Source organism: Nonomuraea sp. NPDC048826 (assembly GCF_043198225.1).
Lineage (GTDB): Bacteria > Actinomycetota > Actinomycetes > Streptosporangiales > Streptosporangiaceae > Nonomuraea.
The window spans coordinates 337,020-362,673 of record NZ_JBICUQ010000008.1; the positions used below are offsets into that span (position 1 = coordinate 337,020).

The 25,654-nt window shown below is 69.0% G+C and carries 23 protein-coding genes; 3 read left to right on the top strand and 20 right to left on the bottom strand.

Going from position 1 to position 25,654, the window contains the following annotated elements:
• Window positions 1–12: 12 nt before the first annotated feature.
• The 17 genes from ACGFI7_RS29240 to ACGFI7_RS29320 form a co-directional block, all read right to left on the bottom strand.
• Window positions 13–1,653: a hypothetical protein gene (locus tag ACGFI7_RS29240; protein WP_393410048.1), complete on the bottom strand. Its 1,641-nt coding sequence runs from the start codon at window positions 1,651–1,653 to the stop codon at window positions 13–15.
• Window positions 1,654–1,663: 10 nt separating this feature from the next.
• On the bottom strand, window positions 1,664–3,175 hold the full coding sequence (locus ACGFI7_RS29245) for an IPT/TIG domain-containing protein (RefSeq protein WP_393410050.1): 1,512 nt from the start codon (window positions 3,173–3,175) through the stop codon (window positions 1,664–1,666).
• A gap of 176 nt (window positions 3,176–3,351) precedes the next feature.
• A complete protein-coding gene (locus ACGFI7_RS29250; protein ID WP_393410052.1) occupies window positions 3,352–4,686 on the bottom strand; it encodes a DUF4157 domain-containing protein in 1,335 nt (444 codons plus the stop codon).
• A 4-nt stretch (window positions 4,687–4,690) separates the two neighbouring features.
• Window positions 4,691–6,595 (bottom strand): phage tail protein, encoded by a 1,905-nt coding sequence (locus tag ACGFI7_RS29255; RefSeq protein WP_393410054.1) that lies wholly within the window; start codon window positions 6,593–6,595, stop codon window positions 4,691–4,693.
• A 2-nt stretch (window positions 6,596–6,597) separates the two neighbouring features.
• Complete coding sequence (locus tag ACGFI7_RS29260) at window positions 6,598–8,163, bottom strand: baseplate J/gp47 family protein (protein WP_393410056.1); 1,566 nt, start codon at window positions 8,161–8,163, stop codon at window positions 6,598–6,600.
• Between the two features lie 23 nt (window positions 8,164–8,186).
• Complete coding sequence (locus tag ACGFI7_RS29265) at window positions 8,187–8,522, bottom strand: GPW/gp25 family protein (RefSeq protein ID WP_393410058.1); 336 nt, start codon at window positions 8,520–8,522, stop codon at window positions 8,187–8,189.
• Window positions 8,523–8,541: 19 nt separating this feature from the next.
• Window positions 8,542–9,036, bottom strand: coding sequence for a hypothetical protein (locus tag ACGFI7_RS29270; protein ID WP_393410060.1), 495 nt, complete (start codon window positions 9,034–9,036; stop codon window positions 8,542–8,544).
• Window positions 9,037–9,040: 4 nt separating this feature from the next.
• On the bottom strand, window positions 9,041–9,628 hold the full coding sequence (locus tag ACGFI7_RS29275; RefSeq protein ID WP_393410062.1) for a phage baseplate assembly protein V: 588 nt from the start codon (window positions 9,626–9,628) through the stop codon (window positions 9,041–9,043).
• 23 nt (window positions 9,629–9,651) lie between these two features.
• Window positions 9,652–10,761, bottom strand: coding sequence for a phage late control D family protein (locus ACGFI7_RS29280; protein ID WP_393410064.1), 1,110 nt, complete (start codon window positions 10,759–10,761; stop codon window positions 9,652–9,654).
• Between the two features lie 31 nt (window positions 10,762–10,792).
• On the bottom strand, window positions 10,793–11,335 hold the full coding sequence (locus ACGFI7_RS29285) for a hypothetical protein (protein ID WP_393410066.1): 543 nt from the start codon (window positions 11,333–11,335) through the stop codon (window positions 10,793–10,795).
• A 16-nt stretch (window positions 11,336–11,351) separates the two neighbouring features.
• The gene (locus ACGFI7_RS29290; protein ID WP_393410068.1) at window positions 11,352–12,038 is read right to left on the bottom strand and encodes a hypothetical protein; all 687 of its coding nucleotides are present in this window, start codon (window positions 12,036–12,038) and stop codon (window positions 11,352–11,354) included.
• Complete coding sequence (locus ACGFI7_RS29295) at window positions 12,035–14,074, bottom strand: ATP-binding protein (protein ID WP_393410070.1); 2,040 nt, start codon at window positions 14,072–14,074, stop codon at window positions 12,035–12,037. Before ACGFI7_RS29295 ends, ACGFI7_RS29290 begins: the two co-directional genes overlap by 4 nt.
• Window positions 14,071–14,865 (bottom strand): Pvc16 family protein, encoded by a 795-nt coding sequence (locus ACGFI7_RS29300; protein ID WP_393410531.1) that lies wholly within the window; start codon window positions 14,863–14,865, stop codon window positions 14,071–14,073. Before ACGFI7_RS29300 ends, ACGFI7_RS29295 begins: the two co-directional genes overlap by 4 nt.
• A 1,728-nt stretch (window positions 14,866–16,593) precedes the next feature.
• Window positions 16,594–17,442, bottom strand: coding sequence for a DUF6760 family protein (locus ACGFI7_RS29305; protein ID WP_393410072.1), 849 nt, complete (start codon window positions 17,440–17,442; stop codon window positions 16,594–16,596).
• 1 nt (window position 17,443) lies between these two features.
• A complete protein-coding gene (locus ACGFI7_RS29310) occupies window positions 17,444–17,944 on the bottom strand; it encodes a phage tail protein (RefSeq protein WP_393410074.1) in 501 nt (166 codons plus the stop codon).
• A gap of 27 nt (window positions 17,945–17,971) precedes the next feature.
• Window positions 17,972–20,005 (bottom strand): phage tail sheath family protein, encoded by a 2,034-nt coding sequence (locus ACGFI7_RS29315; RefSeq protein WP_393410076.1) that lies wholly within the window; start codon window positions 20,003–20,005, stop codon window positions 17,972–17,974.
• A 384-nt stretch (window positions 20,006–20,389) separates the two neighbouring features.
• Entirely contained in the window at window positions 20,390–21,511 is a 1,122-nt protein-coding gene (locus tag ACGFI7_RS29320) for a winged helix DNA-binding domain-containing protein (RefSeq protein ID WP_393410077.1), read from the bottom strand.
• Between the two features lie 75 nt (window positions 21,512–21,586).
• Between ACGFI7_RS29320 and ACGFI7_RS29325 the strand changes: the two genes are divergently transcribed.
• Genes ACGFI7_RS29325 through ACGFI7_RS29335 form a run of 3 tightly spaced genes read left to right on the top strand, consistent with a single transcriptional unit; the run spans window position 21,587 to window position 23,497 of the window.
• The gene (locus ACGFI7_RS29325; RefSeq protein ID WP_393410079.1) at window positions 21,587–22,144 is read left to right on the top strand and encodes a DUF6624 domain-containing protein; all 558 of its coding nucleotides are present in this window, start codon (window positions 21,587–21,589) and stop codon (window positions 22,142–22,144) included.
• 41 nt (window positions 22,145–22,185) lie between these two features.
• Window positions 22,186–22,773 carry an ArsR/SmtB family transcription factor gene (locus tag ACGFI7_RS29330; RefSeq protein WP_393410081.1) on the top strand — a complete coding sequence of 196 codons (588 nt, stop codon included), beginning with the start codon at window positions 22,186–22,188 and terminating at the stop codon, window positions 22,771–22,773.
• Window position 22,774: 1 nt separating this feature from the next.
• Entirely contained in the window at window positions 22,775–23,497 is a 723-nt protein-coding gene (locus tag ACGFI7_RS29335; RefSeq protein WP_393410083.1) for an SRPBCC domain-containing protein, read from the top strand.
• Here ACGFI7_RS29335 and ACGFI7_RS29340 read toward each other — a convergent pair.
• The 3 genes from ACGFI7_RS29340 to ACGFI7_RS29350 all read right to left on the bottom strand — a co-directional run bounded on the left by ACGFI7_RS29340 (window position 23,488) and on the right by ACGFI7_RS29350 (window position 25,614).
• Window positions 23,488–24,144 carry a class I SAM-dependent DNA methyltransferase gene (locus ACGFI7_RS29340; RefSeq protein ID WP_393410085.1) on the bottom strand — a complete coding sequence of 219 codons (657 nt, stop codon included), beginning with the start codon at window positions 24,142–24,144 and terminating at the stop codon, window positions 23,488–23,490. The two genes, ACGFI7_RS29335 and ACGFI7_RS29340, sit on opposite strands and share 10 nt — an antisense overlap.
• Window positions 24,145–24,480: 336 nt before the next feature.
• A complete protein-coding gene (locus tag ACGFI7_RS29345; protein ID WP_393410087.1) occupies window positions 24,481–25,266 on the bottom strand; it encodes a TetR/AcrR family transcriptional regulator in 786 nt (261 codons plus the stop codon).
• 105 nt (window positions 25,267–25,371) lie between these two features.
• A complete protein-coding gene (locus ACGFI7_RS29350) occupies window positions 25,372–25,614 on the bottom strand; it encodes a hypothetical protein (protein WP_393410089.1) in 243 nt (80 codons plus the stop codon).
• Window positions 25,615–25,654: the final 40 nt, after the last annotated feature.

Here is a 25,654-nt window from a genome sequence, read left to right on the forward strand (position 1 = left end):
AGCGCATCGATGTCAGCGGAGCGGTACGGATTCGCGCCGGTCGTGCGGCACGAGTGCGATCATGAGTGGACTGGTCAGAAGGCCTCCGGCACTCACGGTCGTCTGTTCGCCGGTCCGTGGATGGACGCGGAGCACCCCGCCCTGGTGGCCGAAGGCCTCGTGGTCGGACACCAGGATCGAACCCTCCGGTTCGACCGCGACCCCCCACGGCGCGCGGAAGAACTGCCCGCTGGACACCACCGTCGTGCTCTTCGTCGTCGGATCGAACCGGATCAGCCTGCCTCTGCCGTCGGCGGAGACGGCATCGGTGACCAGGATCTGGCCACCTTGCTCCACCGCCAGTCCGACCGGCCTGCAGGGCGGATCGATGGTGGTCAGGACGGTCGGCATTCCGGTATGGCGATCGATCCGGAGGAGACGGCGTGGCTTGCCGGGTGACATCCCCTGTTCCACCACGAGGATCGTGCCGTCGGCCTCCAGCGCCACTCCGGCGAAATCACAGTCGCTCTCGGTCAGCACGGTCTTCTCGCCGGTGTCCGGATGCACTCTGATGAGCTGCCCCTTGCGGTGCCCCTCGCGTCCGGTGTGGGTGATCAGGATCTGGCCGTCGTCCTCGATGGCCAGCCCCACGTGGAACCTCCCCAGCGGGTCGCCGGAGGCCACGACGGAGTGTTGCCCCGTCATCAGATCGAGCCGGACGAGTTCGTTCTCGCGGACGATCAGAAGCGTCCCCTTGGCCTCCATGGCCACTCCGGAGGGAGCCGCGATGTGCCGGCCGGCGAACAACCTCACCTGTTTTCCCGTTGTCGGATCCACTCTGATGACACCGCCGGCAGGGTCCCCGTCCACTCCGGCGGCGTCCCTGTCGGCGAGCAGGATCGTGCCGGGAGCCAGCCGGGCGACGGCCGTGAGCGTGACCCGGCGGTTGTGCCCGGCGGTCGTCTTCGCCTGCGTGTCGTCGCTGGTGACGTCGTAGACGGCGCGAACGGTGGTGGGCCCGGGCACGCCGGTGAAGGTCACGTCCAAGTTGGCGCACGCGTTGGGTTTGAGGCTCTTGGGCACGGTGGTCAGGACGAATCCCGGGCCGGGCTGGAAACCCTCCTTGTCGGTTATGGTGAGCGCCCCTGTGCCGCGATTGATGATCTGGATGCTCCGCGTGACGTGCTGCCCGACGTCGACCGCGAAGTCGAGCGTGGTCGGCAGGTCGATCCACGGTTGACGGCTGTCTTTGTTGCGGTCCGCGACGACCCAGACGAAGCCTCGTGCGGTCCCGTCGTTGTTCACCAGCTGCAGCCGCCATTGGAGAATCTCTCGCAGAATGGTGACCCGGACCAGGTAGACGTCGTCGGCCTCTGCGGTCATGTTCGCGTTCGCCGCCTGAGGCGAACCCTCCGGACCGTTGAGGATCACGACCGGCGTGGTCGAGATCGGCACCTCCACGACCGCCCCCGTGTCGGCCTTCAGCCGAACAGCCGGGTGCGGAGGCCCCGGGGGGCCGCAACCGCCGCCGAGCTTGACGATCCTGATCCACATGTCCCTGCGTCCTGTCGCCGCATCGACCGCGGACAGTTCGGTGAACTCCAGCAGCGAGGTCGTAGCTCCCGGCTCCAATTGCTCCGGTGCCGCCTGGCCCTTCGGGTAGACCTCGAACACGTCATCCTCCTCAGCGGGACACCACGGTGAAACTGTCGTCGCTCACCGTGGAGCCGACGCAGGTGGTGACGCGAATCCGTTGGGGTCCCACCGCCTGGGTCGGAACCGTGACGACGATGAGCTCGTCGTCGACACTGACCACCTCCGCGGGCAAGGTGCCGAAGAAGACCGCTACGGGTGGGGCGTCGAAATGCCTTCCCGAGAGACGGACGCGGTCGCCCGCCCTGCCGGTGTCAGGAGTGAACTGGACACCCGATGCGGCGAACTCCGGTGCCCAGCCGGCGATGAAAGGCTCCCTCGCAGTGGTGACTCCACCGGCCGTTGCGATGCTGATGGGCACCGGACCGAGCAGGCCGTCGGGAACCCTCACGATCAAGCCTTCTGGCGTCATTCTGACGATTTCCGCCATGGCGTTCGTCCCGAACCACACCGCTGATGTGGTGTCGAAGTTCGTGCCGTACAGGGTGACGTCGACGTCCTTCCCGCCGGATCGCGGGGTGAATGCGACCGGCCCGTCCCGGAAGAGCGGGGGCTCGCCACCTTCTTCGAAGGAGAAGAGGGCGTCACTGATCACCGAACCGCCGGCCGTCTCGATGGTCACCTTCGATACTCGTTCGAGTCTCTTCGGAAGGATGGTCCTGATCCTGGTCGCCTCGGTCGCTATGACGTCCACGGAAACCGAGCCGAAGAACACCTTGACCGGCTGATCCGCGTAGACATTGAAGTTGCGTCCGTGCAAGGTCACCGGTGTCTCGGAGCCGCCGCGTACCGGTTCGAACTGCTTGAGCGGGTCGGGGTCGAAGTACGGCCTCAGCAGCAGGCGTGTCACCAGGTCGAGCTGGCGTCGGACCTCGGTGAGAGGCAGGATGACCTGCCGGAGATCCGTGATCATCCAGGATGCGATCGCGGGGTTGTCCGACTCGCGCCGCAACCGTGCCAACGGCAGGTACGTGTGCCCGGGCGGAGCCGGTGCGGGGGGCTCCGGCTTCCCCTCGGCGACCCGCACCACCCAGGAGGGGCGGAGCCGTACGGATGTCTGCATGCCGATGTCGCCGCGGTTCAGCAGGTCCTTGTCCGTCGAACCGTCAACCGTGCTCATGGATACGTCCAGGTAGACGACGTCCTCGCGGATCGGGCCCTGCTCGCGGTCCGGCGTCGTCAGCTCGGGAAGCTTCTGGGAGCTGTATCTGAGCTTGGCGAAGTTCCGCACCTCGACGCCGCCCACGAGGCACGCGTCAGACACCGACGCGCCGGCGAGAATCCAGAAGTCGTTGTTCGACTCCGACGCCGGCCGGTCCGCGTCCACCGGAATCGGACGGATCTCGAAAACCTTGGACCCGACCGAGACGCCGTCGCCGACAAAGCTGGAGACGATGGAACGCACCGTGGAGGACACGAGGTCGTGCTGCAGATTCAGATCGCGGTCGAGAACAGGAACACCCTGCTCGATGTGCGCCCCGACATAGCCTTTGCCGAGGGTCTGCGCCAGAACCTCGGACGGTGGCCGGGAAAAGTCAGCCATCGCTCACCCCGGTGAACACTAGGTCACGTGAACGGTCGATCCCCGAGGTGAAGGCCATCTTCTCGCCGAACCGCCTGTCACATATCTATCCACTCGCGCAGCCCGGAACAGCGACCACACGCTGCTGATTCAGCAAGGTCACCTCAAGAGCTGGTAAATCGCGCTCCGCGCCCGGATCACGCTCCCTCGTGTGCGGCGAGCTCGTCGGCCTTTCGCCACAGCTCGTTCCACTCGATGCCGATCTGCACGATGGTGACCGCGGCGAGCCCCAGGTCGAGCAGCTCACCGAAGGGCAGCGGCCCGTCGGCCAGCGCGAGCGCCGCCGCCGCGGCCGCGCGCACCGCGAAGCGCTCGATCACCACGGTCCAGAAATGCCGCCATGCCGCCTTACCCGCGATCACTCGTGCTGCCGCGGCACCCGCTGCGGCGGCCCCCACGGCTATGGCCCTCCGCCTGCGAGCCTCGGCCTGGATCCTCTCCTGCGCACGACGCCGTTCCTCCTCGGCGACCCGCCTGGACCGAGGCGGGGTGAAAACGCTGTAGGCGAGCAGGCCGGGCGCGCACCACTGCGTCCTGATGATGAAGGGGCCCGCCACGATGGGGCCTTGCGGTGTGTAGGTCTCCGGGGGCATGGGCACAACCCCTCGGATGCCCTTGCTTGTGCGCCACGCCTGTTGGCCCGCATCAGGGCTGTTGCCCTCGCCCACATATCTGGCGAGTTGAATCTCACCGTCGACCAGGCAGACCAGTGCAGCCGGCTTGACCTCCGCTACCTCGAGTTTTCTGTCCGGAGTGATTCTGGCCAGGTCGGGCAGGCCCATCCCGGCTCGTGGACTGGACGAGCCGAACTCCTCCGGCGGGATCTCCTTCTTGAAACCGCCGCAGATGCCCTCGGTGCGGATGGAGCGGGCCGAGGCGCCCGGAATGCCGATGGATACGGCGCCTGGCACCTTGCCTCCGAAATCCTGCTGGATGAGGTAATGAACCACGGTCCCAGCCAGGATGACGTGGAAGTCGGGGAAATCCACCGTCGTGCAGGACAGACCCTGCCGTTTCACCCGGAGGCGCGGAGCACGGTCGTGCTGGACCACGTGTGCCAGTTCGTGTGCCAGCAGCAGCCTTCCCCCTGGCGTGTGCGGCTGGTAGGCGCCCTCCCGGAAGAAGATCTGCCGTCCGACCGTGACGGCCTGGGCGCGCAGCGCCCTGGCGAAACCGGCGGCGGCGCTGTCAGTGTGCAGACGCACACCTGTGAAGTCGTGGCCGAAAGCCCGGCCGAATCCCACCAGGTCGTTGGCGCGCTGCCCGCTCGGGCCGGCCATCACCCGCTCGGCGGCCAGGTCGGCCGCCACCTCGTCGGCGTCGTGCGGCTTGCTGACAGTCCACGTCTCGAGTCCGGCAGGCTGCCCGCCATCCGCGTACCTGCGTACGTCGAAGCCCTCGCAGCCGCACCTCTGCTCCGCGGGTTCCGGCTTGTCGGCACAGCGTCTGGCTCTGGTGACGTAGGTGAACATGTCGCTACTCCGTCCAGATGAGGACCGGGCGGGTGGTCACGGGCACGAAGTCGGCCAGTGTTCCGCTCAGCCGGGTGACGGTCTCGGCGGCTCGGCCGGGGTCGACGTCGGGAGGCGGTGTCAGGTAGACCCCGATGGTGTCGTCGGCGATCCGGTCCGCAGTGGTTCGCCCGTTGTCGTACAGGTAGGTCTGGAAGTCGGCGAAGCTGCCGTAGAGGGCGAGTTTGGCCTTCGCCGTGGTGTCCACGGTGGTCGTGCCCGCGTAACGGTGGTCCAGGGTGCGGGTCGCGGCATAGACCGCGCTGGAGCGTTCCAGGCTCTGGTTGGAGCGGTAGAGCAGCAGCGTGCCGTCGGCGCCGAGGTCCACCGGCAGGGGGGCGCGGCGCGTCGCCGGGCTCGACCCGACCTGCTCGGCCTCGCCCCAGTCGGTGGTCAGGGTGTTGTGGCTGATCGACCAGCCGCCGTAGCGGGTGGTGCTCCAGAAGAGCTCGATGCCTCCCTCGATCGCCCGCGCAGCCGGTTGGCGATCATGGTAGTGGCCGCTCTTGGGCAGGTAGGAGACCGGCGACCAGTCGCCGGTGGTCAGGGTGAGGCTGCGGTAGGCCACGCTCGACCAGGTCCGCTCGTCCGTGCCGGTGTCCGGGAACGTCCAGAACAACCACAGCCGATCGTCCGTCATGAGCGCGAAGAGATCGTCCAGGCCATGCCCGGCAGGCAGGGATCCCGGCTGCGTCAGTTCCCAGTCTGCGCCGTCGTGCCTGGCGAACCGGATGGCGTCCTGCTCCAGCCAGAACAGCCACACGCCGTCGGCCGCGTCGCTCACCGCCGCCGGTCGGCGGCGGTCCGTCCGCTGGTCCAGGAACGTTTGAGGCGGCGACCACGCGTCACCGGCGCGCGTGCTGAAGGAGAGGTACCGGCGGCGGTGGACCGGGTCATAGCTCTCCCAGAACAACCACAACGTCGCTCTCTGCCGGGCCGCCGTCGGGTGCTGAGCCGTGCCGTGCCGGTCCACGACCGGTGCGCTCGCCTCCCCCTGGCCGTCGCGCAGGCGTTTGGCCCACAGATCCCAGCCATGGCGGCGATACGTGTGGTAGAAGATCAGCACCGAGCCGTCGGGCTCGTCCACTGCCGCCGGGCGGCCGTCGTAGGCGAAGTTGACCGACGTCAGCGCGGGCTCATGCCACCGGCCCGCGCCGTCGCGGCGCAGCGACCACAGGTTCAGCCGCTCCGGCTGGTTGGTGCGCGCCACGTTGTGGGTGAACTCCTTGGTACGCCCCGTCCACCCGCTCACCCGGGTCGCCGTGGCGTCGAGTGCCGCGATGGTGCCGATCGTCCGGTAGAGGTGGGCGGCCTGGCGGACCTCGTTGCGCTGGGTGGCCACCGGCGCGCTCCGGTCCGTCGGCCACCCGATCCACTGCGCCAGCAGCGGGAGCAGGGCCCCGTCCGCCCTTCGCAGATCCTTCGACGACAACATGGACGTGGTGAGGCTGTAGAGCCGATCCAGCTCGCTGCCCGGCAGGTCGAGGAAGCGACGCAGGTAATGGTGCTCCGCGTCGTAGCGGTGGTAGAGGGCGGGCAGCAGGTCGTACAGCTGCTGCCCGAAGTCGTAGCGGGACAGGGCCATGGCGGAGATCCGGTTGGCCGGGTCCAGCTCGTAGGCTCCGGAGTCACCGTCGAAGGGGAACAACGTGTAGTAGTAGACGGTCTCCCCGTGCAGGCCGCGGTCCGTGACGGCCGTCAGGCCGAGGCCCTCGTCCACGAGTTCCCCGTCGGAAGGGCTCGTCGGATGGGTGTCACGGCGGCGCACGACCCGCACTCCCGTCAGGCGATCCGGTTCGGGGATGCGCCAGGCCAGATCGATGCGGTTGCCGCCGGCGTGCGGGGTGGCGGTGAGGTCGAGCAGCCGCATCGTCAAGGTCCTCCCCGCTCGACGGCCTCGACGTTGATCCCCGTCGCGTAGGCCGGATCGGAGGGGATGACCGGAATCTCGTTGGGTCCCAGTTCGATCTTGCCGAAGGACTCGATCGTGTGGGCGGCCGCACCGCTCCCCGCTCGTGACTCGCCGCGACAGAACTCGGTGATCTCGACGTAGAGCACCCCGGCGGTGTTCTGGATCTCCTCGTAGAACTTGCTGAGGTAGAGGGGCTGGGCGAAGCCGACGTGCTCGAAGGCCAGCAGCCCGGCAGCGGCCCGGCGTACCCGGTCGAGAACGTCCGCGGCGGCGTACGAGCTCTCGACGCCGATCTCGGCGCTCACGTAGATGGGGACGTAGTCGACGTCGGCCACCTCGACGATCTGGTTGATCATGCGCTTGTCCTCGAGGTAACCGAGCAGCCCTTCTTCCAGCACGTCGCTGACCTTGCCACCGCCCTCGGGGGCGACGCACAGGGTGACCCGGTTCGAGCCGGTCGGCACGGCTCGAACCTTGGCGACGCCGTTGAATCGCAGCGCGAGCGCCTCATAGTCGCCGACGGTCACCGCGCGCCCCAGCGAACGGAAGACGGCGGGCGCGTGACGGACGGCGTGCTCGATGTCCTCCCGTTCAGCACCTCCTCCGGCAGGTTGCGGATTGGCGACCTTCGCCCCCAAACCGTCCAGCTGTGGCGCCGCGACGATGGTGTCGATCTCACCTGCGGTCACGTTGCCCGCGAGGCCGCCCCCGACGCGATAGGTGGCCAGCACGACCGCTCCGGCGGGCGGGACCCTGCCGAGCAGGCCGTCACCGAACAGCACGGTGGCCCGGTCCTCGGCGTCGATCTCCACGACGTAGTCGGGTTGGTCGGCCTGGCTGAAGGCCAGGGTCTCACGCGCGGTCCACTGCTCTGTTCTGCCTCCCAGCCTCGTCCTGATCAGCAGGTCTCCCGCCGTCTGCGGGCGTCTGATCAGCCTTGGATGGACCAGGGGAAAGTGCTGGTTCGCCGTGCCGTCGGAGGTGCCGAGGCGCTCCTCCGAGATGAGCCGGCCCTCTTCGACCGGGACGCCGACGAACACCTTGCGCAGGGTGCGCCGATCGGGCCGGATGGCTCCGAAGTCGATGACCAGCGGCGCTTGGCGCGTGTATTCGAAGCGCAGGCTCGGCCGATCGCCGTGGCCACGGGTGGCGAAGGCGTCGCCTCTGGAGATCGTGACCGTGTCGTCGACTGTCGCCGGCACACTGACGCTGAGCACGGCCGCCGCGGGAGCGCTGGTGCCCAGTTCATAGCCGATCAGGCGTAGATGGTCGATGACGCTGCGCCGGGTACGCGCGGTGCTCAGAAAACTCTCGTTGGCCACCCGGTCCTGGTAGTAGCTGAGAATGTCGCCCATGTGGGCGAACAGCTCCAGGAGCACGTTGCCGAGGTCGGCCTCGTCGGCGAAGTCCTTCCACTGCTGCAAGCGGTCCGGGACGAGGGCGCGCATGGACGCCAACAGGGACTCGTAGTCCCGTGCCAGATAATCGACGGCGGGCCTGCCGCCTACCTGCCTGATGGTGGCCATGTGCGCCTGCCCGTCCCTCCAGATCAGCCGAAGTGGAGCTGGACGGCTCGCCGACTCATGTCTTTGCGGCGAACGTAGTCGATTTCCACCAGCAGCATCTCCTCTTGCCCCTGCACGTCCACCGCCGACACCACCAGTTCGTCACCCAGCCAGCGGGTGAGTGCTTGACCGATGGTGAACTCCGCAGCGGCCGCGGTGATCGGGTTGTTGTGATCGAAGACGAGATTGAACAGACCACAGCCGAACTCCGGCTGGTTTACCCGCTCCCCCGGCGCGGTGAACAGCACTTGTACGATCTTTGTCCGCAGGTCGGCATCGTCGTCGAATCTTGGCGCGAGGCCGCCGAGCGGTAGGCTCACGGGTTCCTCCCTCCTGCCGTCAGTCCGCACACGTGAGATAGGACTGGCCGCGGGCGCTCACCTTCGACCCCGCCGGCGCCCCTATCCCGCTGCAAGTGTCGATCAGGTCGCCGTCGAGCAGGACCTTGACACCGTCGACGGTCAGCAGAGCGCTCCCGGCGGCCGCGTTGGGCATCCCGACGCCCAGGGGGGCATCGGTGATAGTGAGCGAGGCCGGGATGGGCGGCGGTGCCGGCGGCACGAACGCGGCGCCCTGCGGTCCCGCGTGCCGGCCCGCTGAAGTGGTCTGCCCCGGGTCCAGCGTGCTGCGGCTGGTGACCAGGGCGATGGGGACGTCGTCGGCGGTGACGAAGTCGCTGACCTGGTCGGTGATCGCGCCGACATAGTCGAAGGCGGCGACACCGACATACGGGACGGTGGGTGGCGGCGGGGCAGGATTGGTCGCCTGCCCTTGCACATTGTGCTGGTCGGTGCCGCGCACCGGATCGCCCTTGACGACGACGAGTCTGCTCATCGGCTCAACCTCGCACCAGGGCGAGGGCGGAACAGATGATTTTCACCGGCATTCCGGCGGCATTGATGGTGAGGGGAGTCCTCGCGATGAGATTCATCTCTGTGCGGGTCAGTTCGACGGCGTTGCCCATCGCATCAGTGATCTTCAGGCCGTCGCCGTCCATCGTGATCGTGTGGCCCTCGCCGCCCTCCCGCAGGATGACCGACTCCTTGCCGTCGGCGTCCTCGAACGCGAGAGTGTGCCCCTTGACCGTGCTGATGATCTTCCTGGTCGGGCGAGGGCCCACCGTGGCCGGTTCGGGCATGTCGCCCTTGGCCCAGTAGACGCCGACCCAGATGGGGAACTCGAGGTCGCCTTCCTCGAACTCCACCCACACATGAGCTTCCCGCTCCGGTACGAACACCATGCCCTGGGCGGCCGCTCCACCATAGGGCAGGCAGGGTGTGGCCCAGCCGGTGACGACGTCCGGGCCGAGCACGCTGGGCACCTTCAGTTTGAGGCGGCCGAGACCTGCCGGGTCCTCGTTGTCCATCACGATGCCCCGGTGTTTGCCGTAGAAGCGACGTTCGACCTGTTCCACCAGGCCCGCCACGATGTTCTCGATTGCGGTTTCCGTCATCTGATTCCCCCGATCAAGGCGGCCATGGCGTCGCCCGTTGTGAACTGTTCTTCACCGGTGAGTCTCAGGCCGTTGCGCCTGACCTTGAAGGCCTGGACGTAGCCGTCGCTCGTGAAGCTGTGAGTGACGTGAGTGACGTAGTAGACGCCGCTGTGAGCCTCACCGATGCCCTTGATCGTCACGGTCCGCCGCGGCAGGAGTACGGTGCCGTAGCGGTTGGCCATGACCTCGCCCTCTCCCGTGACGAACCATTCCGCCTCGTCCTGCAGGCTCTGGCACAGTGCCGTCATCTCCTGCAAGCCGGTGGTCACCACGTGCCCGACGCGGAGCACGCCCGGCCGGTCGGTCACGCGCCTGGCGCCCAGGGCCGGCAGGTGGCCGGGCTGGGCCGTGGCCTCGAGGATGTCGCCGCTGAAGTGGTCGAGCTGGTTCATGCTCACCCCGGTGGGAGCGAGGGCCTGAGCCTGCAGCCTCAAGGCGCTGAGGTTGGTCTCCGGTCCGAAGTGCGCGGCGAGCACCGGCTGCGGAGGCGCGCCGGTCACCGGCGGGCCGAAGTGGCCCACGTCGCCGTCCACGTAGCAGTCGAACCCGTTGCGCAGCGCCAGTCGCCGAAGCAGGCGGATGTCGCTCTCCCGCTGGACGATGGTCGAGACTTCCTCGTCGTGCACCACGGCGGTGCGGGTGACCCGTGGCGTGAGCCCGTAATCGCCGAACACCTCGGTGGCGATGTCGCTGTCGCGTTTGTTGGGCCAGGCCCGGAGCCGGTCGCCGCGGTCCATGAGCACGCTCGCGTCCATCCCCCACACCTCCAGGCGACAGTCGTTCACCTCGGTCCCGAAGGAGGGACGGAGGTGAGTGACGTAGCCGGAGATCAACCGCCGGGTGTCGTCCTCGAGACCGGCGGTGATGACGACCTTGCGCCACAGCGCGAGCCGGTCGTCGTCCAGGTGGGGCCAGGTGCCGTCAGGGCGCGGCGGCAGCGCCACCGTCAGACGGAACATCGCCGCCAGCCGGTCGTCCAGCTCGACCTCCAGGCTGATCAGGTCCTGATAGAGAGCCTCGATCTCCGCGCCGTCGAATTCGACGCGGAGGCTGTCGTGTTTCATGTGCACCCGCAGGGTGATGCGGGGTGAAGGCTCATGAGCCACCGCCCGCTGCTGGTGGACCGGTCACGGCCGGGATGGCGATGGACTCGCCGATCCTGCTCCGTTCGGCGGGGATCCCGACGGTGAATCCGGCCGAACGGATGACCTCGGCGATCCCTTCCGCGTCGACGTCGAGCCGGTTGTGCTTGACGAGCAGGGCCGTGCTCCGCGGCGGTCCGAGCTCGTCGATCACGACGACGTCCGCCACGCCCACGGTGTCCGCGAGCAGCCGCAATGCCTGCCCCCAGGGCGGGCCGGTAGGCGGCTCGAAGACCGGGAAACCGGTGGTGACCAGCGGTTCTCTGCCCAGCAGGGCCAGTGGAGAGAGGTAGTCGGGATTGGCGTCGCAGATGCGCCAGTAGTACAGCGACTGACCGTAGTAGGTGAAGGCGAGCCGGTCGAGCCGATCACCCGCCCTGATCACGTGCATGAGCACGGCGGGGGCTTCGGGCAGCGGCCGCAGCCCGGCCGCGACCGCTGTCTCCCCCCGCGCGTCCGCCACCACCTCGGCGGGGACGGCACGATAGCGCGACATGTTGCTGAACATCGGCTTACCCCGGGATGACGATGTGCTGGAGGTCGGCGATGTTGGCCAGATTGAGCAGGGACATCGCCTCCGTCATGGCCTTCGTGTATGTGTGAGGCAGGTTCTTGCCCTCGATCACGGTCATGCTGACGGCCACCGTGGCTCTGATCGGGTTCAGGTCCGTGCTGAACTCGGTCTCGGTGATGTTCATGTAGGTGATGTTCACCGGAAGGATCCGTTTGCGGCCGAAGATGAAGAGCAGCAGCGGCGGATTGGCCGAGCGGGTGAAGCTGAACCCCTGCGCCGCCTTGCCGAGCAGCAACTCGGCGGCGCCGGCGAGCAGGCTCTCCTCCTTCGGCTGCACCATCAGCTCCAACGTCGCGAGTTGCGGCGCGATACCGAACTGCTCGGCGACGGTGTCGCGCTCGTCGAGCCTGTCCGTGGCGTCCAGCCGCAGGTCGAAGCCGATCGTCTGCTCCTCCACCATGACCACCTGCTCCTTCTGCAGAGCCAGGAGATCGGAGTTCTGCCGATGGAACTCCCGCTGGGTGGCCGCTGTCGCCCCCTTCGGAGGGGCGTAGCCGAGTGACCTGTTGCGAGTGAGTTGCTCCGGGTTGAACTGGAACGCCACGAACAGTGGCGGCAGGCTCAGTCCGAACTCCACGAGAGCGCCGCGCAGGATCTTCGGCCTGCCAGGAAACCCGTCACTCACTGCTCGTCCCCCGGCCAGAGTTTTCCGATCTTCTCGAACTCCCGGCGGGCGCCAAGGAGGATGTGCCGCCGTTCGATGTCGCCGCCGTCCGCGGCGGCCAGAAAGGCCGCGTTGAGCACCACGTTCGTGATGTTTCCGCCGCTCAGGGGGAACTGCCTGGCCAGCGCGTCGAAATCGACGTCCGACGCCACGGGGGCATGCGGCGGAAACAAGGTTCGCCAGATCCGCGACCTTGAGTCGATCTCGGGGAAGGGGAACTCCACGATGAACCGCAGGCGCCTGGTGAACGCCTCGTCGAGATTCTGCCGGAGGTTGGTGGCCAGGATGACCACCCCGTCGTGGTCGTCCAGTTTCTGCAGCAGGTAGCCGGTCTCGATGTTCGCGTACCTGTCATGGGCGTCCGACACCTGCGTGCGCTTGCCGAACAGCGCGTCCGCCTCGTCGAAGAAGAGGATCGCGTGGGCCGCCGAGGCCTCGTGGAAGACACGCGCCAGGTTCTTCTCGGTCTCGCCGACGTACTTGCTGACCACGCCCGACAGGTCCACCTTGTACAGGTCCAGGTCGAGGTCGTGAGCGAGGACCTCGGCAGCCATCGTCTTGCCGGTGCCCGGTGGTCCGCTGAACAGCACGGTCAGCCCGCCGCCGCGGCGGAATCCCCACTCGCCATGCACCCGGAAGTGGTGTCTGACCTGGTCGCCGATGGCGCGCAGCTGGTTCGCCCGATCCTCCGGCAGCACCAGGTCCCGCCAGCCGCGCGCAGGGTCGATCCGCACGGCCAGGCCGTCGAGCCCGCCTCCCAGATGACCGCGGCAGGCCGCCGCCACGTCGGCGAGGGCCAGCGGCCGGGCGTTCGGCTCCATGAGCCGCTGGTTGTCGGCCAGGGAGAGTGCGGCGCCGATCCGCCGCGGCGACAGCCGGAACCTGGAGACGAGTTGCTCCGCCCATTCCTGGGCTTCCTCGGTGTGCCCGGCCAGGTGTTCCCGCCAGGCGGCCACGGCTCGTCGCGGGTCGGGAGGCGGCATGGCGATCGAGTGGAACAGCGCACCGGGGAAGTCGCCGCCGTCCCACGCACGCTCGCCGGTCAGGAACGTCAGCCGGCCGAAGTCGGCCACGGCCGCCTTGAGCGCGCCCAGGAGGGCGGGCGGGAACGTGCCGGCGGCCGGAAGGTGGATCGCCGCCTGATGCAGAACCCCCTCCCGCAGGCAGGTCCGTAGAAGCATGCCCGTGTCCAGCGCACCGGCTTCCGCACTGAGCAGCGGGATCTCCAGCCGGCGGCACACCTGGGCGGCCAGGTCGAGCTTGCCCGAGCCTGCCGGTCCATGCAGGTGGAAGACGATGGGGCGGCCCTCGCCCGACCAGTGGTGCTTGATCAGGCGCAGGACGCCGTCGGCGAGGTCGTGGCCGACGTCCTGTTCGTCGTGCTGCCGCAACTTGCCCACCAAGGAGGCGTCGAGCTCGTTCATGCCCATGAGGAAGTGGCAGATCCGGGGATCCACCTTCATGAACTGGGCCAGCCCCGAGGATCCCGACGGACTCGCAGGGTCGGCCACGGGCTGCAGAATGCCGGTACGCAGCAGCGGCGCGTTCTCCGAGAAGCAGCTCCGGGCGGCCCATCTGCGGTGTTCGGACGGGCACAGCAGATGCAGGATCAGGTCCACGCTCGGTCGTCGCCGGGTGATGTCGTCCTGCAGACAGGCGTACAGGCGGTCGTACTTGCGGCGCAGCTCGGGCGCCAGACAGATCACCACGATCCGCGTCTCCACGGCCGACAGCCCGAAAAGGCTGCTCAGAGCAGGCAGTGCCAGCCACACTCCCTCGGCAAGGCTGCGTTCCACCCTGGCCACGATCTGCCTGTCCAGCGGCCCATCCCCGCGCGTCTCCTCGCCCTTCGGCCGGCCCAGCAGCCCGTCGGCCTTTTGCCGGCCCGCGTCGTCCGGCCCCAGGCGCCCGGCCTCCAGCCGGGCGCGGATGAGCTGGTCCAGGTGGTCGAGCTCGTCGGCCAGGTGCTCGAAGTTGTCGGCGTACGGGCGCGTCATGGTGCCGCCTCGTACAGGAACGTGCGGCGGAACATGCCGGAGATCTCGACACGGACCTCGTACAGGCCGGGGGCGAGACCCGGCGGCAGCGGGACCGTGAAGGTGTCGCCGGTCAACGGCTGTCCCGCGGCCAGAGGGATCCCCCCGAACCACAGGCTGACCTGCCACCCGCTCAGGTGCGTGCCCGTGAAGGCCAACTCCGTGCCGACCCGGGTCATCTCCGTGACCACAGGCGGCTTGAACGAGACCCTGGGTTCAGGGATCCCGATCCGGCGGACCCGTTTGGGCGCGGCATGCGGGCCACCCGGCGACTGAGCGATCTGGACGGTGGAGACCCGGTACGGCACAGACAGGCGGAACGGCTGGGAAAGGGCACTCCACAGATTGGTCAGCTCCTCCAGCCCGTTGTCGTCGCCGACGATGTTCAGGCGCTCCCGCGCGGCGTGCAGACCGGAGTCCAGGCAGCGGGCGGGAATCGTCGCGTGCTCGTAGAAGATGCGCATGGCTTCGCCGAGCAACTGCTGCGCGGTGACGTTGCCCAGCTGATCGTCATTGGGGGCGTAGGCGGTCAGCACGTAGAACAGCGTGAGGGAGAGCGGCGGAGGCACGATCCCGCCTTCGTGCGCGGTCCAGTCCTGGTTCTTGAGGAACGGATTCTCGACGACCTTGTACAGGAACAGGTTCAGGCGCCGGTCGGGGCCCTGCTCGTCGGGGGCGAGGATGGTGACCTTGGGGGCCGGACAGAGACGGAACTCCTCCAGCAGCAGCATGCGGAGAGAGGCACTGACCATGCCGATGGCCGTGGACTCGCTCACCTCAGGATCCCCACGTGAAGCCGGCCCACGTACCTCCGCTCCCAGAACGCGATCGTGCCCCCTGCGGACGCGGGCCCGGCTCGCCGGCCAGAGACCGTACGAGGCGGGGCGACCGGTCTGGCGTGCGCGTGCTCCTGCGGCATAGGAGGTGGGACATGGGCCGGCACGGACGGTTGCTCGGCAAGGGAGACCGCCGACGCGGCGGCAGCTCCAGACCTGTTCGGCGGAGCGGGCGGCGCCTCCCGAGTCGCGGTGGCGGGCGTCCTGACGCCTTCCCTCTGGACCCTGCCGGTGACCGCGGTCTCCTCCTTGGATACCGGCTTCGGGCTGACGGTCGTGGTCACGTCAGAGCATGCCGGCAGGCGACGGCCCGGGATCACCACGACGGTCCGCCCCACCGCGACAGGCTCAGCCGATGCCGGGTCGGGGATGGTCGTATGCGGTGAGGCGACCTTCGGCACCGCGCCGGCGGACAGCTTCCCCACACCTGCTCTGGACTGCTTCGGCGCGGCATCGCCCGCGGGGGCGGCTGGCCGGCCGGGGGAGCGCGGTGCGTCCGCGGCATCGGGCATCGTGACCGACTCGTCCCTGCTCCCCGTGGGTGTCGGGGCCGGCCTTCCAGGAAGGAGCACACGTGACGAGACGATCTGGGGCACGACCTCGACAGCACCGGGCACGTATTGAACCGATGCACGAACGGACGGTTCCGCAGGGCCGGAAGCCGTACCGGCGACCCCCACATCAGCTCCGGAACTCTCCAGCGTGGCATCGCTCGCGGGGGCGGCCGGCCGGCCGGGGGAGTCCGGTCCGTCTGCGGCATAGGGCATCCTGAGCGACTTGTCCCTGCTGCCGGTGGGTGTCGGGGCCGGCCCTCCAGGAAGGACCACACGCGACGAGATGACCTCGGGCATCACTTCAGCGGCAACCGACACGGGCTGAACCCATGCACGAACAGACGAGCCCGCAGGATCAGAAGCCGCACCGGCGACCCCCACATCAGCTCCGGAACTCTCCAGCGCGACATCCCCTGCGGCCCCGTCCGGCTCGTCGGGGGAAACCGGCCCGGCCACCTGCTGCCCCGGCGAGCGAACAGACGATCCGGGACGATCCGCAGCGGCATCCGCAGGCAGCTCCGGTGGAGCCCCCGCACGAGTTCCAGAGGCCTCCAGTACGGCATGACGCACCGGCGCAGCCGGTGTGACGGTGGGAACCGGTTCGTTCTGGGCCTCGGGAGGCGAGGCGTTCGTGAGGCCGGGCGTCCGAACACTCGCCCGAGCATTCACCGGCCGCTCCGCAGGAACAGCCGGGTGGGGTGCGTCGGAGATCGTCGGGACGGCCGCCGGCCCGGGACGCTCCGCAAAGCTGCCGACACGCTCGTGGGTGGGTCGGGGCGGCGGAGCCTCGCCGGTGGCCGCGAGCTCAGCGGGGCAAGGCTCGATCGGCACAGGGCAGGGAAGAGTCGGTCGCCCGGGCGGCGAGGATCGTTCCGCGATGGCGGATGACATGGGGAGAAGAGCGCCTTGAGGAGCCACGGCCAGAGGGCGTCCTGGTAGCGGCCGAAGGTAGGTGAAGACGAGGCCGGGAGCGGCGGGGGCGAAAGTGACCCGCATCCCGGCGTGCTCAGGCTGACCGAGCAGCAGGCGGACGGTGGCGCGATGCGGGAAACGGCGTGCCCCGGCGGCCAGCGTGTCCCGGAGATATCCCTCAGGTGCCACCGTTCAGCACCTCGATAGTCTCGGAGAGCACGTCGATGTAGGTGCGCCTCCGCTCCCGCGTCATCTCCATGATCTCCCGCTCGCTCCAGTGGTAGTGGTAGGCGAGGTAGTGCACCTCGTGATAGAGCTGCTCGCCCTCGATCCGCAGGTCGCCGAGGAAGAAGCGCTGGACGTCGAACGGCGCGAGGAACGTCCGACGGCACTCCGCGCACTCGGCCTGCATGGTCTGCTCGACCCGGGGCGCCAGTTCGGCCATCCGTGCCTCGATCGCGGCCCTGTCCGCTGCGGGCAGCGCCGAGACCCGCGCCCGGTCGGGAGGGCCGTCTGTTCCCAACGCCAGCAGGCAGCGGGTGAGGAGCAGGGTCGTCGCCTCCGCCTCGTCGTGCGCGAGCAACTCCGCCAGTTCCTCCTGGTCCCCGCCGTTCGGCAGCCGGAACGTCACCTCCGTCCCGCCGAGCCACATGGTGAACGTCGCCGCCTGCTCCCGAGCCTCCTCCACCGGCACCTGGTCCAGGGAGAAGGTGAGGGACACCCGCTGACCGCAGTCCGGCCACGGGCAGACGAGGTCCGCTCTGACCAGGTCGCCGAAGGTTCGCCGGCGCAACTGGAGCAGCAGGTAGTGCCGGTCGGCCACCAGCAGGTCCCGGGCGATCGCCGGCGTCACCGGGCCGAGGCCGCCCAGTCGTCGCACGCAACGGCTGATCACCTCGGTCACCAGCCTGGCGCTCTGCCCCGGCCGGGAGAGCAGTTCCTCCTCATGCCCGGTCAGCGCCGTCAACTCGAAGTCCCGGTGCAACCGTCCGCCGGCGTCCCAGTAGCCTCCCGGAAGGAGGTCCACCTCAGGTCTCCTTGGGCTCGACCACGGCGGTGTCCCGCACCCAGCCTTCGTTCTCCAGCTTGATGGTGGAGATCATCACGGCGCTGGTGCTCGCGTCCAGTTGCGGCAGCGCCTGATATTCCGAGACCCAGCAGCGGAACACGTTGTAGGCGAGGACCTTCGCCCCCTGGTGGTTGTAGATCTCGATGGTGATGTCCTTGCGGAAGGTCGCCAGCGACATCGCCGGATCCCCCTGGAAATTGTTGACCTTGTTCGCCCATTCCTCGAACGTCGTGTCGTGCGTGACCCCGGACTCCAGCGTGATCGCGTCGTACTTGGACTTGCCCGGGATCTGCCTCGGACCGCTGGCGTCGCCCGCCTCGTGCCAAGTGGTGACCTCTGTTGTGCGTTTCAGCGCGCTGCATTTGTTGAGCGCGGCCACGTACTGGCCGTCCCACTTGATTTTGAATTTGTACCCGAGATACGGATCGAACCGCGTGGAGTTGACGGTAAACCTAGCCATGTGCCCACCTTCTACCTGCGCCGGGGCCTATCCCGACGCCATTCCCGCCTTCTGGCTGATCTTCACGATGACGAATTCCGCCGGCTTCAGCGGCGCGAAGCCGACCAGCACGTTGACCACGCCGGCGTCGATGTCCGCCTGGGTGGTCGTCTCCCCGTCGCACTTGACGAAGAAGCCCTCGGAGAGAGTGGCGCCCTGAAAGGCGCCCTGCCGGAAGAGAGTGGTCATGAAGGAGCCGATGCTGAGCCGGAGTTGCGACCACAGCGGCTCGTCGTTGGGCTCGAACACCGCCCATTGGATGCCGTTGTAGATGCTGACCCGCAGCATGATCGCGGTGCGCCGCACCGGCACGTAGCGCCAGGAGGAGTCCGCGGTGACCGTACGCGCGCCGAAGGCGACCACGCCGGTGCCCGGGAATCGGCGGATGACGTTCACCCCGATGGGGTTCAGGGTGCCGTGCTGGACATCGTTGATCTCGACGCCCAGGCCGACGACTCCGTTGAGCCCGGCGTCGGTCCCGGCGGGCGCCCGCCAGACCCCGCGCGCGGCGTCGACGCGGGCATAGAGTCCCGCGATGTAACCGCTGGGCGGCAGCAGGATCGGTTCGCGTGATTTTCCGGTCGGATCCAGTGCCTTGACCCACGGGAAATACAGCGCTCCATAGGAATTGGCGACGGTCAGGTTGTTGCGGAAGTCAGCGGCCGCGTCCGCGTCAAGCGTCTCCCGGTCGGTCTCGCCGACGAAGAAGACGTCCTGCAACGGCCGGTTGGCGCAGTAGCCCATTCCTGCGCTGACCATCGAGGTGCTGCCCTCGCCCGGCACGGCGAGCAGGCTGAAATCCGTGACGGGGTCAAGCCGGCTGAACGCGGTGATGAAACTCTGCGCGGTCGGCTTCGTACCGTCAGTGCCCGGCGTTGCCCCCAGAACCTTGTCGTCCTGGGCCGCGTCCCCGACCTGTGCCGCCGCCACGGTGACCGGCCTGCGTACCGCGATGCCGCTCTCGGACCTGCCCTTGTTGCCAGGGCCGAGTTTGAGGCCGGTGGTGGCCGACGACTCCTTGGCGGGCTGAACACGCACCGACGAAGTCGCCGAGGTGGTGCCCGACAGGAGGACGAGTTCTCCGTCCTCACCGACCTTGCACTCGAAACCGGCGAAGGCCTCGGCCGGCGTACTGTTCCTTCGTCTCGTGCGACCCAGGTTTCTCACGGCCTCCTGGAGCTTCGCGGCCACCCTGGCCGCATCCGTGAGGTCGGCGACATCGTCGGGAAGCTGCACCAGTCGGAAGCCGTCGTTGTCGATGTCGATCTCGAAGGCACGGTTCGCCTTCAGCGGGAGCTGCGGCCTGGCGCCGCCTCGGTGCATGCCCCGTTGCACGTCCGTGTTGCCCTCCAGTACTTCGGCGCGGATGAGCGCCGAGTCCCTGTCCAGCACAGTGGTCACGTAGTTGGGGGCGTCGGGGTCGACGCTGAGGTTGTCGAACGTCTCCAACGGCGCCCGATCGGCGGCATCCTCGAGCATCAGGGTGGGGTCGGCCTGGCGGCGGACGGTCAGCTTGAACTCGTTGCCCGGGTCCAGCTCGCCGTCCTCGATCTGCAGCAGTAGCGAGTTGCCCCAGACGCCTTCGCTCTTGGCCTGGAACCGCACCCCCGACGTGTCGGCGGCCTCCTGGATGGAGGACGTGCCCTTCTGCGCGGGAGACGCGTCCTGCTCGCCGGCGGACGCGTCCTGAGCCGCGACGTTCGAGCGCGAGGCGGGCGCAGCCCTGTTGCGCAGGGTGATGTCGGCCGCGACGGCGTCGTTGGGGACGACTCGCACGATGTAACACTGGCGGCCACCGTTGTTGAAATACTGGAGCACACTGTGCGCCAGGAAACCGCCGGTGATGAAAGTGCCGTAGCGGCGCTGGAACTCCGTCCAGCTGGTGACGCGGGTGGCCTCGGCAGGGCCCATCTCAGCCAGCCCGACGAAGGCCGCGGTCGAGGTGCCGGCGACCTCGAGAGGCCGGACCCCGCTGGGTGTCTCTTGGAGATATACACCTGGATAGGACGTGGTCGGCATCATCGCCTCCTGTCGTCGCCGCATGGCACGGCGTGAAATCGTCTCAACACCGAGAAGCCTCGACTGCCGAACTTGCCGATCCGGATGCTGTCGGTGACTCCGACGATCAGTGGCCGACCGGCCTCCGGCACCGCAAGCTCAAGTGATGACGGGCATCACACGCCAGCTTGGCTTGAGGGGACCACCGCGTCGCCACGAGGAAGAAGTTGCCTGGTCGCAGTGTCGAGAATGCGCATTCGACGGTGCGATCGTCAATGGACGCGCCGCATATGAAGTACCCCGATATCGTCATCATCTGACCAGGTCATCATGTATGCCGCTACGTTCGGGCCACAGGCTGGGATCCGACAGGACGCAGGAGGAGAATCCCGAAGTCTCGCTGGAGCACTAGGCGTGCGGTCCCACGCCGACGGGGCCGACAGTGAGGCGCGCCGTCCCCTCCAGAATGTCGCCGACCCGCGCCACCTGCTCGCCCAGCTCGCGCAGCAGGGCCGGGGTCAGCTCGGCCAGCGGTTCCACCGTCACCTCGATCCGCTTGCCCGAGCGACGCTGGTGCCACACCCCGGCCACCTGCCCGTCCACGAGCAGCACCGGATAGTTGCCCGCCTGCCCGCCCGCCAGTGCCCGCCGCGCGGCCTCTCCCGCGTACAGCAGCTCACGCGGCCGGCCCGCGATCAGGTACGCGTCGAAGTACGGCAGCAGGCGCAGCCCGCGCGGCGGCTCGTCCGGCACCTCGGTGTCGCCCGCGAGGACCCACGCCGGCCGGCCTTCCAGGCGCACCTCTTCCCGTTCGACCAGCTCGAACGCCGCCGCGGCCCACTTCTTCGGCGCGCCCGCCCACTGGGCGAAGTGCTCCGGCGTGGCCGGCCCGTACGCCGTCAGATAGGCCCTGACCAGCTCGGCCCGCCCGTCCACCGGCTCCGGCCCGGCCGGCGGCGCGGTGTAGGTCACCTTGCGCCCCCTGACCGGCCCGAACACGAACGCCCCCCGGTGCGCCGCCACGGCCATCGCCTGGCGCCAGCGCGGCCACATGGTCTGGAACGCCGGCATCACCAGGTCGCCCGCCCACGGCCCGGCCGCCTCGACCACCGCCTCGCTCAGCTCGTCGATCGTCAGCGCCCGGCCGGTCACCACCTCGCGGATGGCGGCCACCACCTGGTCGGTCTCCTCCGCCGTCATCCGCACCCCGTCAGGGAACCGGCCCACCTCGGCGGGGATCGACGACATCGCCCCCACCCACATCGGCAGGTCCCGCGCGGGCAGCAGGTGCACGGTGCCGCGCGGGCCGTGCGTCTTGACCAGGGTCCGCTCACCCCAGAGGGCCTCGCGCACGTCCGCCCGGGTCGCGCCCTCCAGGCGGAGCGCCACCGACAGCTCGGCGGCCGACATCACCTGGGCGTGCGCCCCGCACATCCCGGCCACCACTCCGGCGGGGGTGGCGCCCGGCGTGGTCAGCCCGGCCCTGGCCAGCCGTCGCGCGCTCACCTGATTCCACGTCATCGTCTTCATGCCCCCACCGTACGAGTGACCGCGGAAAGGGGCGTTCCGCATTGGACGTCGATCGTGCGCGCGGTACGGTCGAGCATGCGGACGTTCCTGACGTGCCTCCTGGCTGTCCTGCTGCTGGCCACGGCCTGCGGAGACGACGCCCCCAGCGATCCGCGGCTGCGCGCCGAACTCCTGGAGATGCTCCGCCAGGACCAGAAGGTCAGGACCATGGAGGCCGCCGAGGCCGACTGGAACCGGGTCGAGCAGGCCAACACCGAGCGCATGCGCCAGATCATCGACCAGCACGGCTGGCCCGGCTACGAGCTGGTCGGCGAGGACGGCGAGGATGCCGCCTGGGCGCTCGTCCAGCACGCCGACCGCGACCTCGACCTTCAGCGCCGCGCCCTGGCCCTGCTGCGCGACGCGGTCGCCGCGGGCGACGCCTCGCCGGGCAACCTCGCCTACCTGGAGGACCGGGTGCGGGTGGCCGAGGGCAAGCCCCAGCGGTACGGCACCCAGTGGGAGATGACCCAGGACGGCCAGTGGAAGCCGCGCACCCCCATCGAGGACGAGGCCGGGGTGGAGGCGCGGCGCGCCGAGATCGGGCTGCAACCGCTCGCCGAGTACCTGGAGGAGCTCAAGTCGGTGCAGTGAGCCCGCTTGACAATTATTTTTTTCGGTGCGATGTTAGGCGTATGTACGAAGTGACGGTGATCGAGGATCCCGCGGCGGCCGAGGCCTCGCTCGATCCCATGCGTTCCCGGCTGCTGGCCGAGCTGGTCGAGCCGGGCTCGGCGACCACGCTCGCGGCCAAGGTCGGCCTCGCCAGGCAGAAGGTCAACTACCACCTGCGCACCCTGGAGAAGCACGGCCTGGTCGAGCTGGTCGAGGAACGCAAGAAGGGCAACGTCACCGAGCGGGTGATGCAGGCCAAGGCCGCGTCCTTCGTGATCTCACCGGTGGCGCTGGCCGCCGTGCAGCCCGACCCCGAACGCGCCCCCGACCGGCTGTCGGCCCGCTGGCTGCTGGCCGTGGCCGCCAAACTGGTGCGAGACGTCGGTACGCTGATCACCGGTGCCACCACGGCCGGCAAGCGGGTGGCCACGTTCGCGATCGACGGCGAGGTCCGCTTCGCCTCGGCCGCCGACCGGGCCGCCTTCGCCGAGGAGCTGGCCGACGCCGTGGCCCGGCTGGTGAGCAAATACCACGACGAGCAGGCCGCGGGCGGCCGCGACCACCGGCTGATCGTGGCCGTGCACCCCGCGGTGAAAAAGGAGCAATGAGGTGGGCCACGAGTTCGAACTGCCCCAGGAGGCCATAGTCGAGGCGACGCCCGAGGAGGTGTGGGCGGCCATCACGACGGGTCCTGGCATCGACTCGTGGTTCATGGGACGCACCGACGTGTCCGGCGGGGCGGTCCGCACCGCCTTCGGCGGCATCGACATGGGGACGACCACGGTCACCGCGGCCGAGGAGCCGAGCCGCTTCGCCCACACCGGCGACACCGCCCCGGACGGGCGGTTCGTCGCGTACGAGTTCCTCATCGAGGGCCGCGACCACGGCAGCACGCTGGTCCGCATGGTCACCAGCGGCTTCCTGCCCGGCGACGACTGGGCCGACGAGTACGAGGCCATGACCGGTGGCCTGGCCCTGTTCTTCGCCACGCTGGTCGAGTATCTGACGCACTTCCCCGGCCGCCACGCGACGCCGGTCACGGAGTTCGGCCCGCCGGTGACCGACTGGCCGCGCGCCTGGGAGATCCTGTACGCGGAGCTGGGCGCGTCCTCGCCGGGCGAGAAGGTCCGGCTCGACGTGGACGGGCTGCCCCCGATCGAGGGCGTCGTCTACCACCGCGGCGACCAGACGCTGGGCGTCCGCACACCGGACGCCCTCTACCGGTTCATGCAGGGGTTCGGCGGGCCGCTGATCGCCTCCCACCACGTGTTCGGCGACACCGAAGGGCAGGGGCCGGCCTGGCGGGCCTGGCTGGAACGGCTCTACTCCTGAGCCTTGCGGGCCCGTACCGCCAGCACCACCGGCACGGGCCCGCCGCTCTCGGCGAACCGCTCCGGCGTCAGCCCCGCCGCCAGGAAGGCGTTGAGCAGCTCGGACAGCGGCCAGTGGCTCGCGCCCACCTTGTCGCGCACGCCCCGGTCGGTCCACGACGCCTTCGTCCAGTGGCTGTCGTGGTAGCCGGACCGGATCACCACCGCCTGCGGGTCCGTGCGGTCGGCGAACCCGCCGCAGAAGCACGGATGCACCCCCACGTGCACGAACAGCCCGCCGGGCCGCAACACCCTGGCCGCCTCCCGCAGCACCTCCGGATAGCGCGGCATGTCGGTGTGGACCATCACCGCGATCGCGGCGGGCAGCCGGCCGTCCACGAACGGCAGCCGCGCCGCGTCCGCCCGCATCACCGGCATGCGCCCGCGGGCGTACCGGAGCATCCGCTCCGACAGGTCCACCCCGAACGGCGCCCAGCCGAGCTCACGCACCACCCGCGCGTGCACGCCGGTGCCGCACCCGATCTCCAGACACGGGCCCGCACCCTCGCCCAGCTGCTCACGCAGCACCCCCTCGATGCCGAGCGGGTCGCCCGCACCGAGGAACTCGTTCTCGTACCAGTCGGCGATCTCGTCATAAAGGGCCTTCACCCTGCCAGCGCACCACCCCACCCCACGCCCGACCACCCCTTCCGCCCAGGGCTGACCCCCACCGTCTCATCACGCCCCGGGAACACACCCCTGCCCCCCGCCCGTTCATTCGCCGCCCGCTCGTACGGGGGATCGCTGGCACGGGACTCGCTCGTCTGGGGGCCCGCTCGTCTGGGGGCCCGCTCCGTTCCTGCGCCGGACCGGGCGCACCCGCCGCGCATCTGCGTATCCGCGTGTCCGCGGACGTGCCCCCCGTGTTCGCGCGTCTGTCTGGGTGCCGTGCGGGTTTTGGGTGGTCGCCTCTTGGACCGCAGAGGTGTGGGGAAGGTGGGATGGCTAGGGAAGGCGGGAGATGGCGGCTTCGATGCCGTCGAGGATGACGGTCAGTCCTTCCTCGAAGGCGTGGCCGGACTTGCGCTCCAGGTAGGCGACGGGTTTCTCGTCCGGTCGTGGGGGCTCGGAGTCGATGCGGGAGAGCATGGGGTAGCGACTGGCGAAGCCCGGGGCGACCTCCGTCAGGATCGCGGCTCTGGCCCGCCACCACTCCTCGTCGGGCACTCCCGTCTCCGAGGAGGCCTGCCGGGTCTCGGCCACGGTGGCGGCCGAACCGCGGACGAAGTCCGTCAGCAGGGACACGGTGCCACGCAGCACCTCGGGTGGCAGACCCGTCTCGAAGAGGATCGCGGCCAGGGACTCCAGCAGAGTGAACTCGTTCGGCCCGAGCACCGGCCGGGCCTGGGAGAGCCGGAGCGCCCAGGGGTGGCGCAGGTAGAAGGCGCGCACCTCGCGGCTCCATGCCGACACCGCGGCCCGCCAGCCGTCCGAGAGATCGTAGGAAGCCGGGAGTGAGGCCAGCGCGCGGTCGTACATGAGGTCGACCAGTTCGTTCTTGCCCGGCACGTACGTGTAGAGAGCCATGCCGCTGCGGCCCAGCCGTTCGCCGACCCGCCGCATGGACAGCGCTGCCATGCCGTCGGCGTCGGCGATGGCGATGGCGGCGTCGACGATCTCGTCGACGCTCAGCCCTGGCTTGGGTCCGGGACGGGTCTCCGCGGCGGGACCGGCCCGCCACAGCAGCGCCATCGACCGGCGTGGATCACCCTGCCCGGCGTAGACGACCAACGTGCGGCTCCTCAGCGATCTCCTGACCCGTCGAGGATAGCCGCGACAAGCGCCGGCGCCGGCACGGACGAGCCGTGCCGGCGCCGGTCATTACCTTTAGAGCGATCAGTCCTCGTCGTCGTACTCGTCGTGGTCGTGGTGGAAGCCCCAGAAGCGCTTGCACACCTCGACGTCGCGGGTGCCGATCTTCACGTCGTCGCCGTCCGTCTTGAGCCAGGCGCCGTCGTACTCCGCGTCGAACACGCACGGCGGGTGCGACACGGTGGCGGCGGCCGGAACGGCCATGGCGGTGGCGAAGGCGGCCGAAGCGAAGAGCAGGCCGCCAGCGGCGATAAGCTTGCTTTTCATGATCTTTCCCCCTGATCACGAAGTGACATCGATCCGTCAC

Bases quoted from the DNA above. Each gene is read 5' to 3' on its own strand.
- ACGFI7_RS29245 (WP_393410050.1), bottom strand. From the start codon at position 3,175: ATGGCTGACTTTTCCCGGCCACCGTCCGAGGTTCTGGCGCAGACCCTC.
- ACGFI7_RS29250 (WP_393410052.1), bottom strand. From the start codon at position 4,686: ATGTTCACCTACGTCACCAGAGCCAGACGCTGTGCCGACAAGCCGGAA.
- ACGFI7_RS29255 (WP_393410054.1), bottom strand. From the start codon at position 6,595: ATGCGGCTGCTCGACCTCACCGCCACCCCGCACGCCGGCGGCAACCGC.
- ACGFI7_RS29260 (WP_393410056.1), bottom strand. From the start codon at position 8,163: ATGGCCACCATCAGGCAGGTAGGCGGCAGGCCCGCCGTCGATTATCTG.
- ACGFI7_RS29270 (WP_393410060.1), bottom strand. From the start codon at position 9,036: ATGAGCAGACTCGTCGTCGTCAAGGGCGATCCGGTGCGCGGCACCGAC.
- ACGFI7_RS29280 (WP_393410064.1), bottom strand. From the start codon at position 10,761: ATGAAACACGACAGCCTCCGCGTCGAATTCGACGGCGCGGAGATCGAG.
- ACGFI7_RS29285 (WP_393410066.1), bottom strand. From the start codon at position 11,335: ATGTCGCGCTATCGTGCCGTCCCCGCCGAGGTGGTGGCGGACGCGCGG.
- ACGFI7_RS29295 (WP_393410070.1), bottom strand. From the start codon at position 14,074: ATGACGCGCCCGTACGCCGACAACTTCGAGCACCTGGCCGACGAGCTC.
- ACGFI7_RS29300 (WP_393410531.1), bottom strand. From the start codon at position 14,865: ATGGTCAGTGCCTCTCTCCGCATGCTGCTGCTGGAGGAGTTCCGTCTC.
- ACGFI7_RS29310 (WP_393410074.1), bottom strand. From the start codon at position 17,944: ATGGCTAGGTTTACCGTCAACTCCACGCGGTTCGATCCGTATCTCGGG.
- ACGFI7_RS29315 (WP_393410076.1), bottom strand. From the start codon at position 20,005: ATGATGCCGACCACGTCCTATCCAGGTGTATATCTCCAAGAGACACCC.
- ACGFI7_RS29320 (WP_393410077.1), bottom strand. From the start codon at position 21,511: ATGAAGACGATGACGTGGAATCAGGTGAGCGCGCGACGGCTGGCCAGG.
- ACGFI7_RS29325 (WP_393410079.1), top strand. From the start codon at position 21,587: ATGCGGACGTTCCTGACGTGCCTCCTGGCTGTCCTGCTGCTGGCCACG.
- ACGFI7_RS29330 (WP_393410081.1), top strand. From the start codon at position 22,186: ATGTACGAAGTGACGGTGATCGAGGATCCCGCGGCGGCCGAGGCCTCG.
- ACGFI7_RS29350 (WP_393410089.1), bottom strand. From the start codon at position 25,614: ATGAAAAGCAAGCTTATCGCCGCTGGCGGCCTGCTCTTCGCTTCGGCC.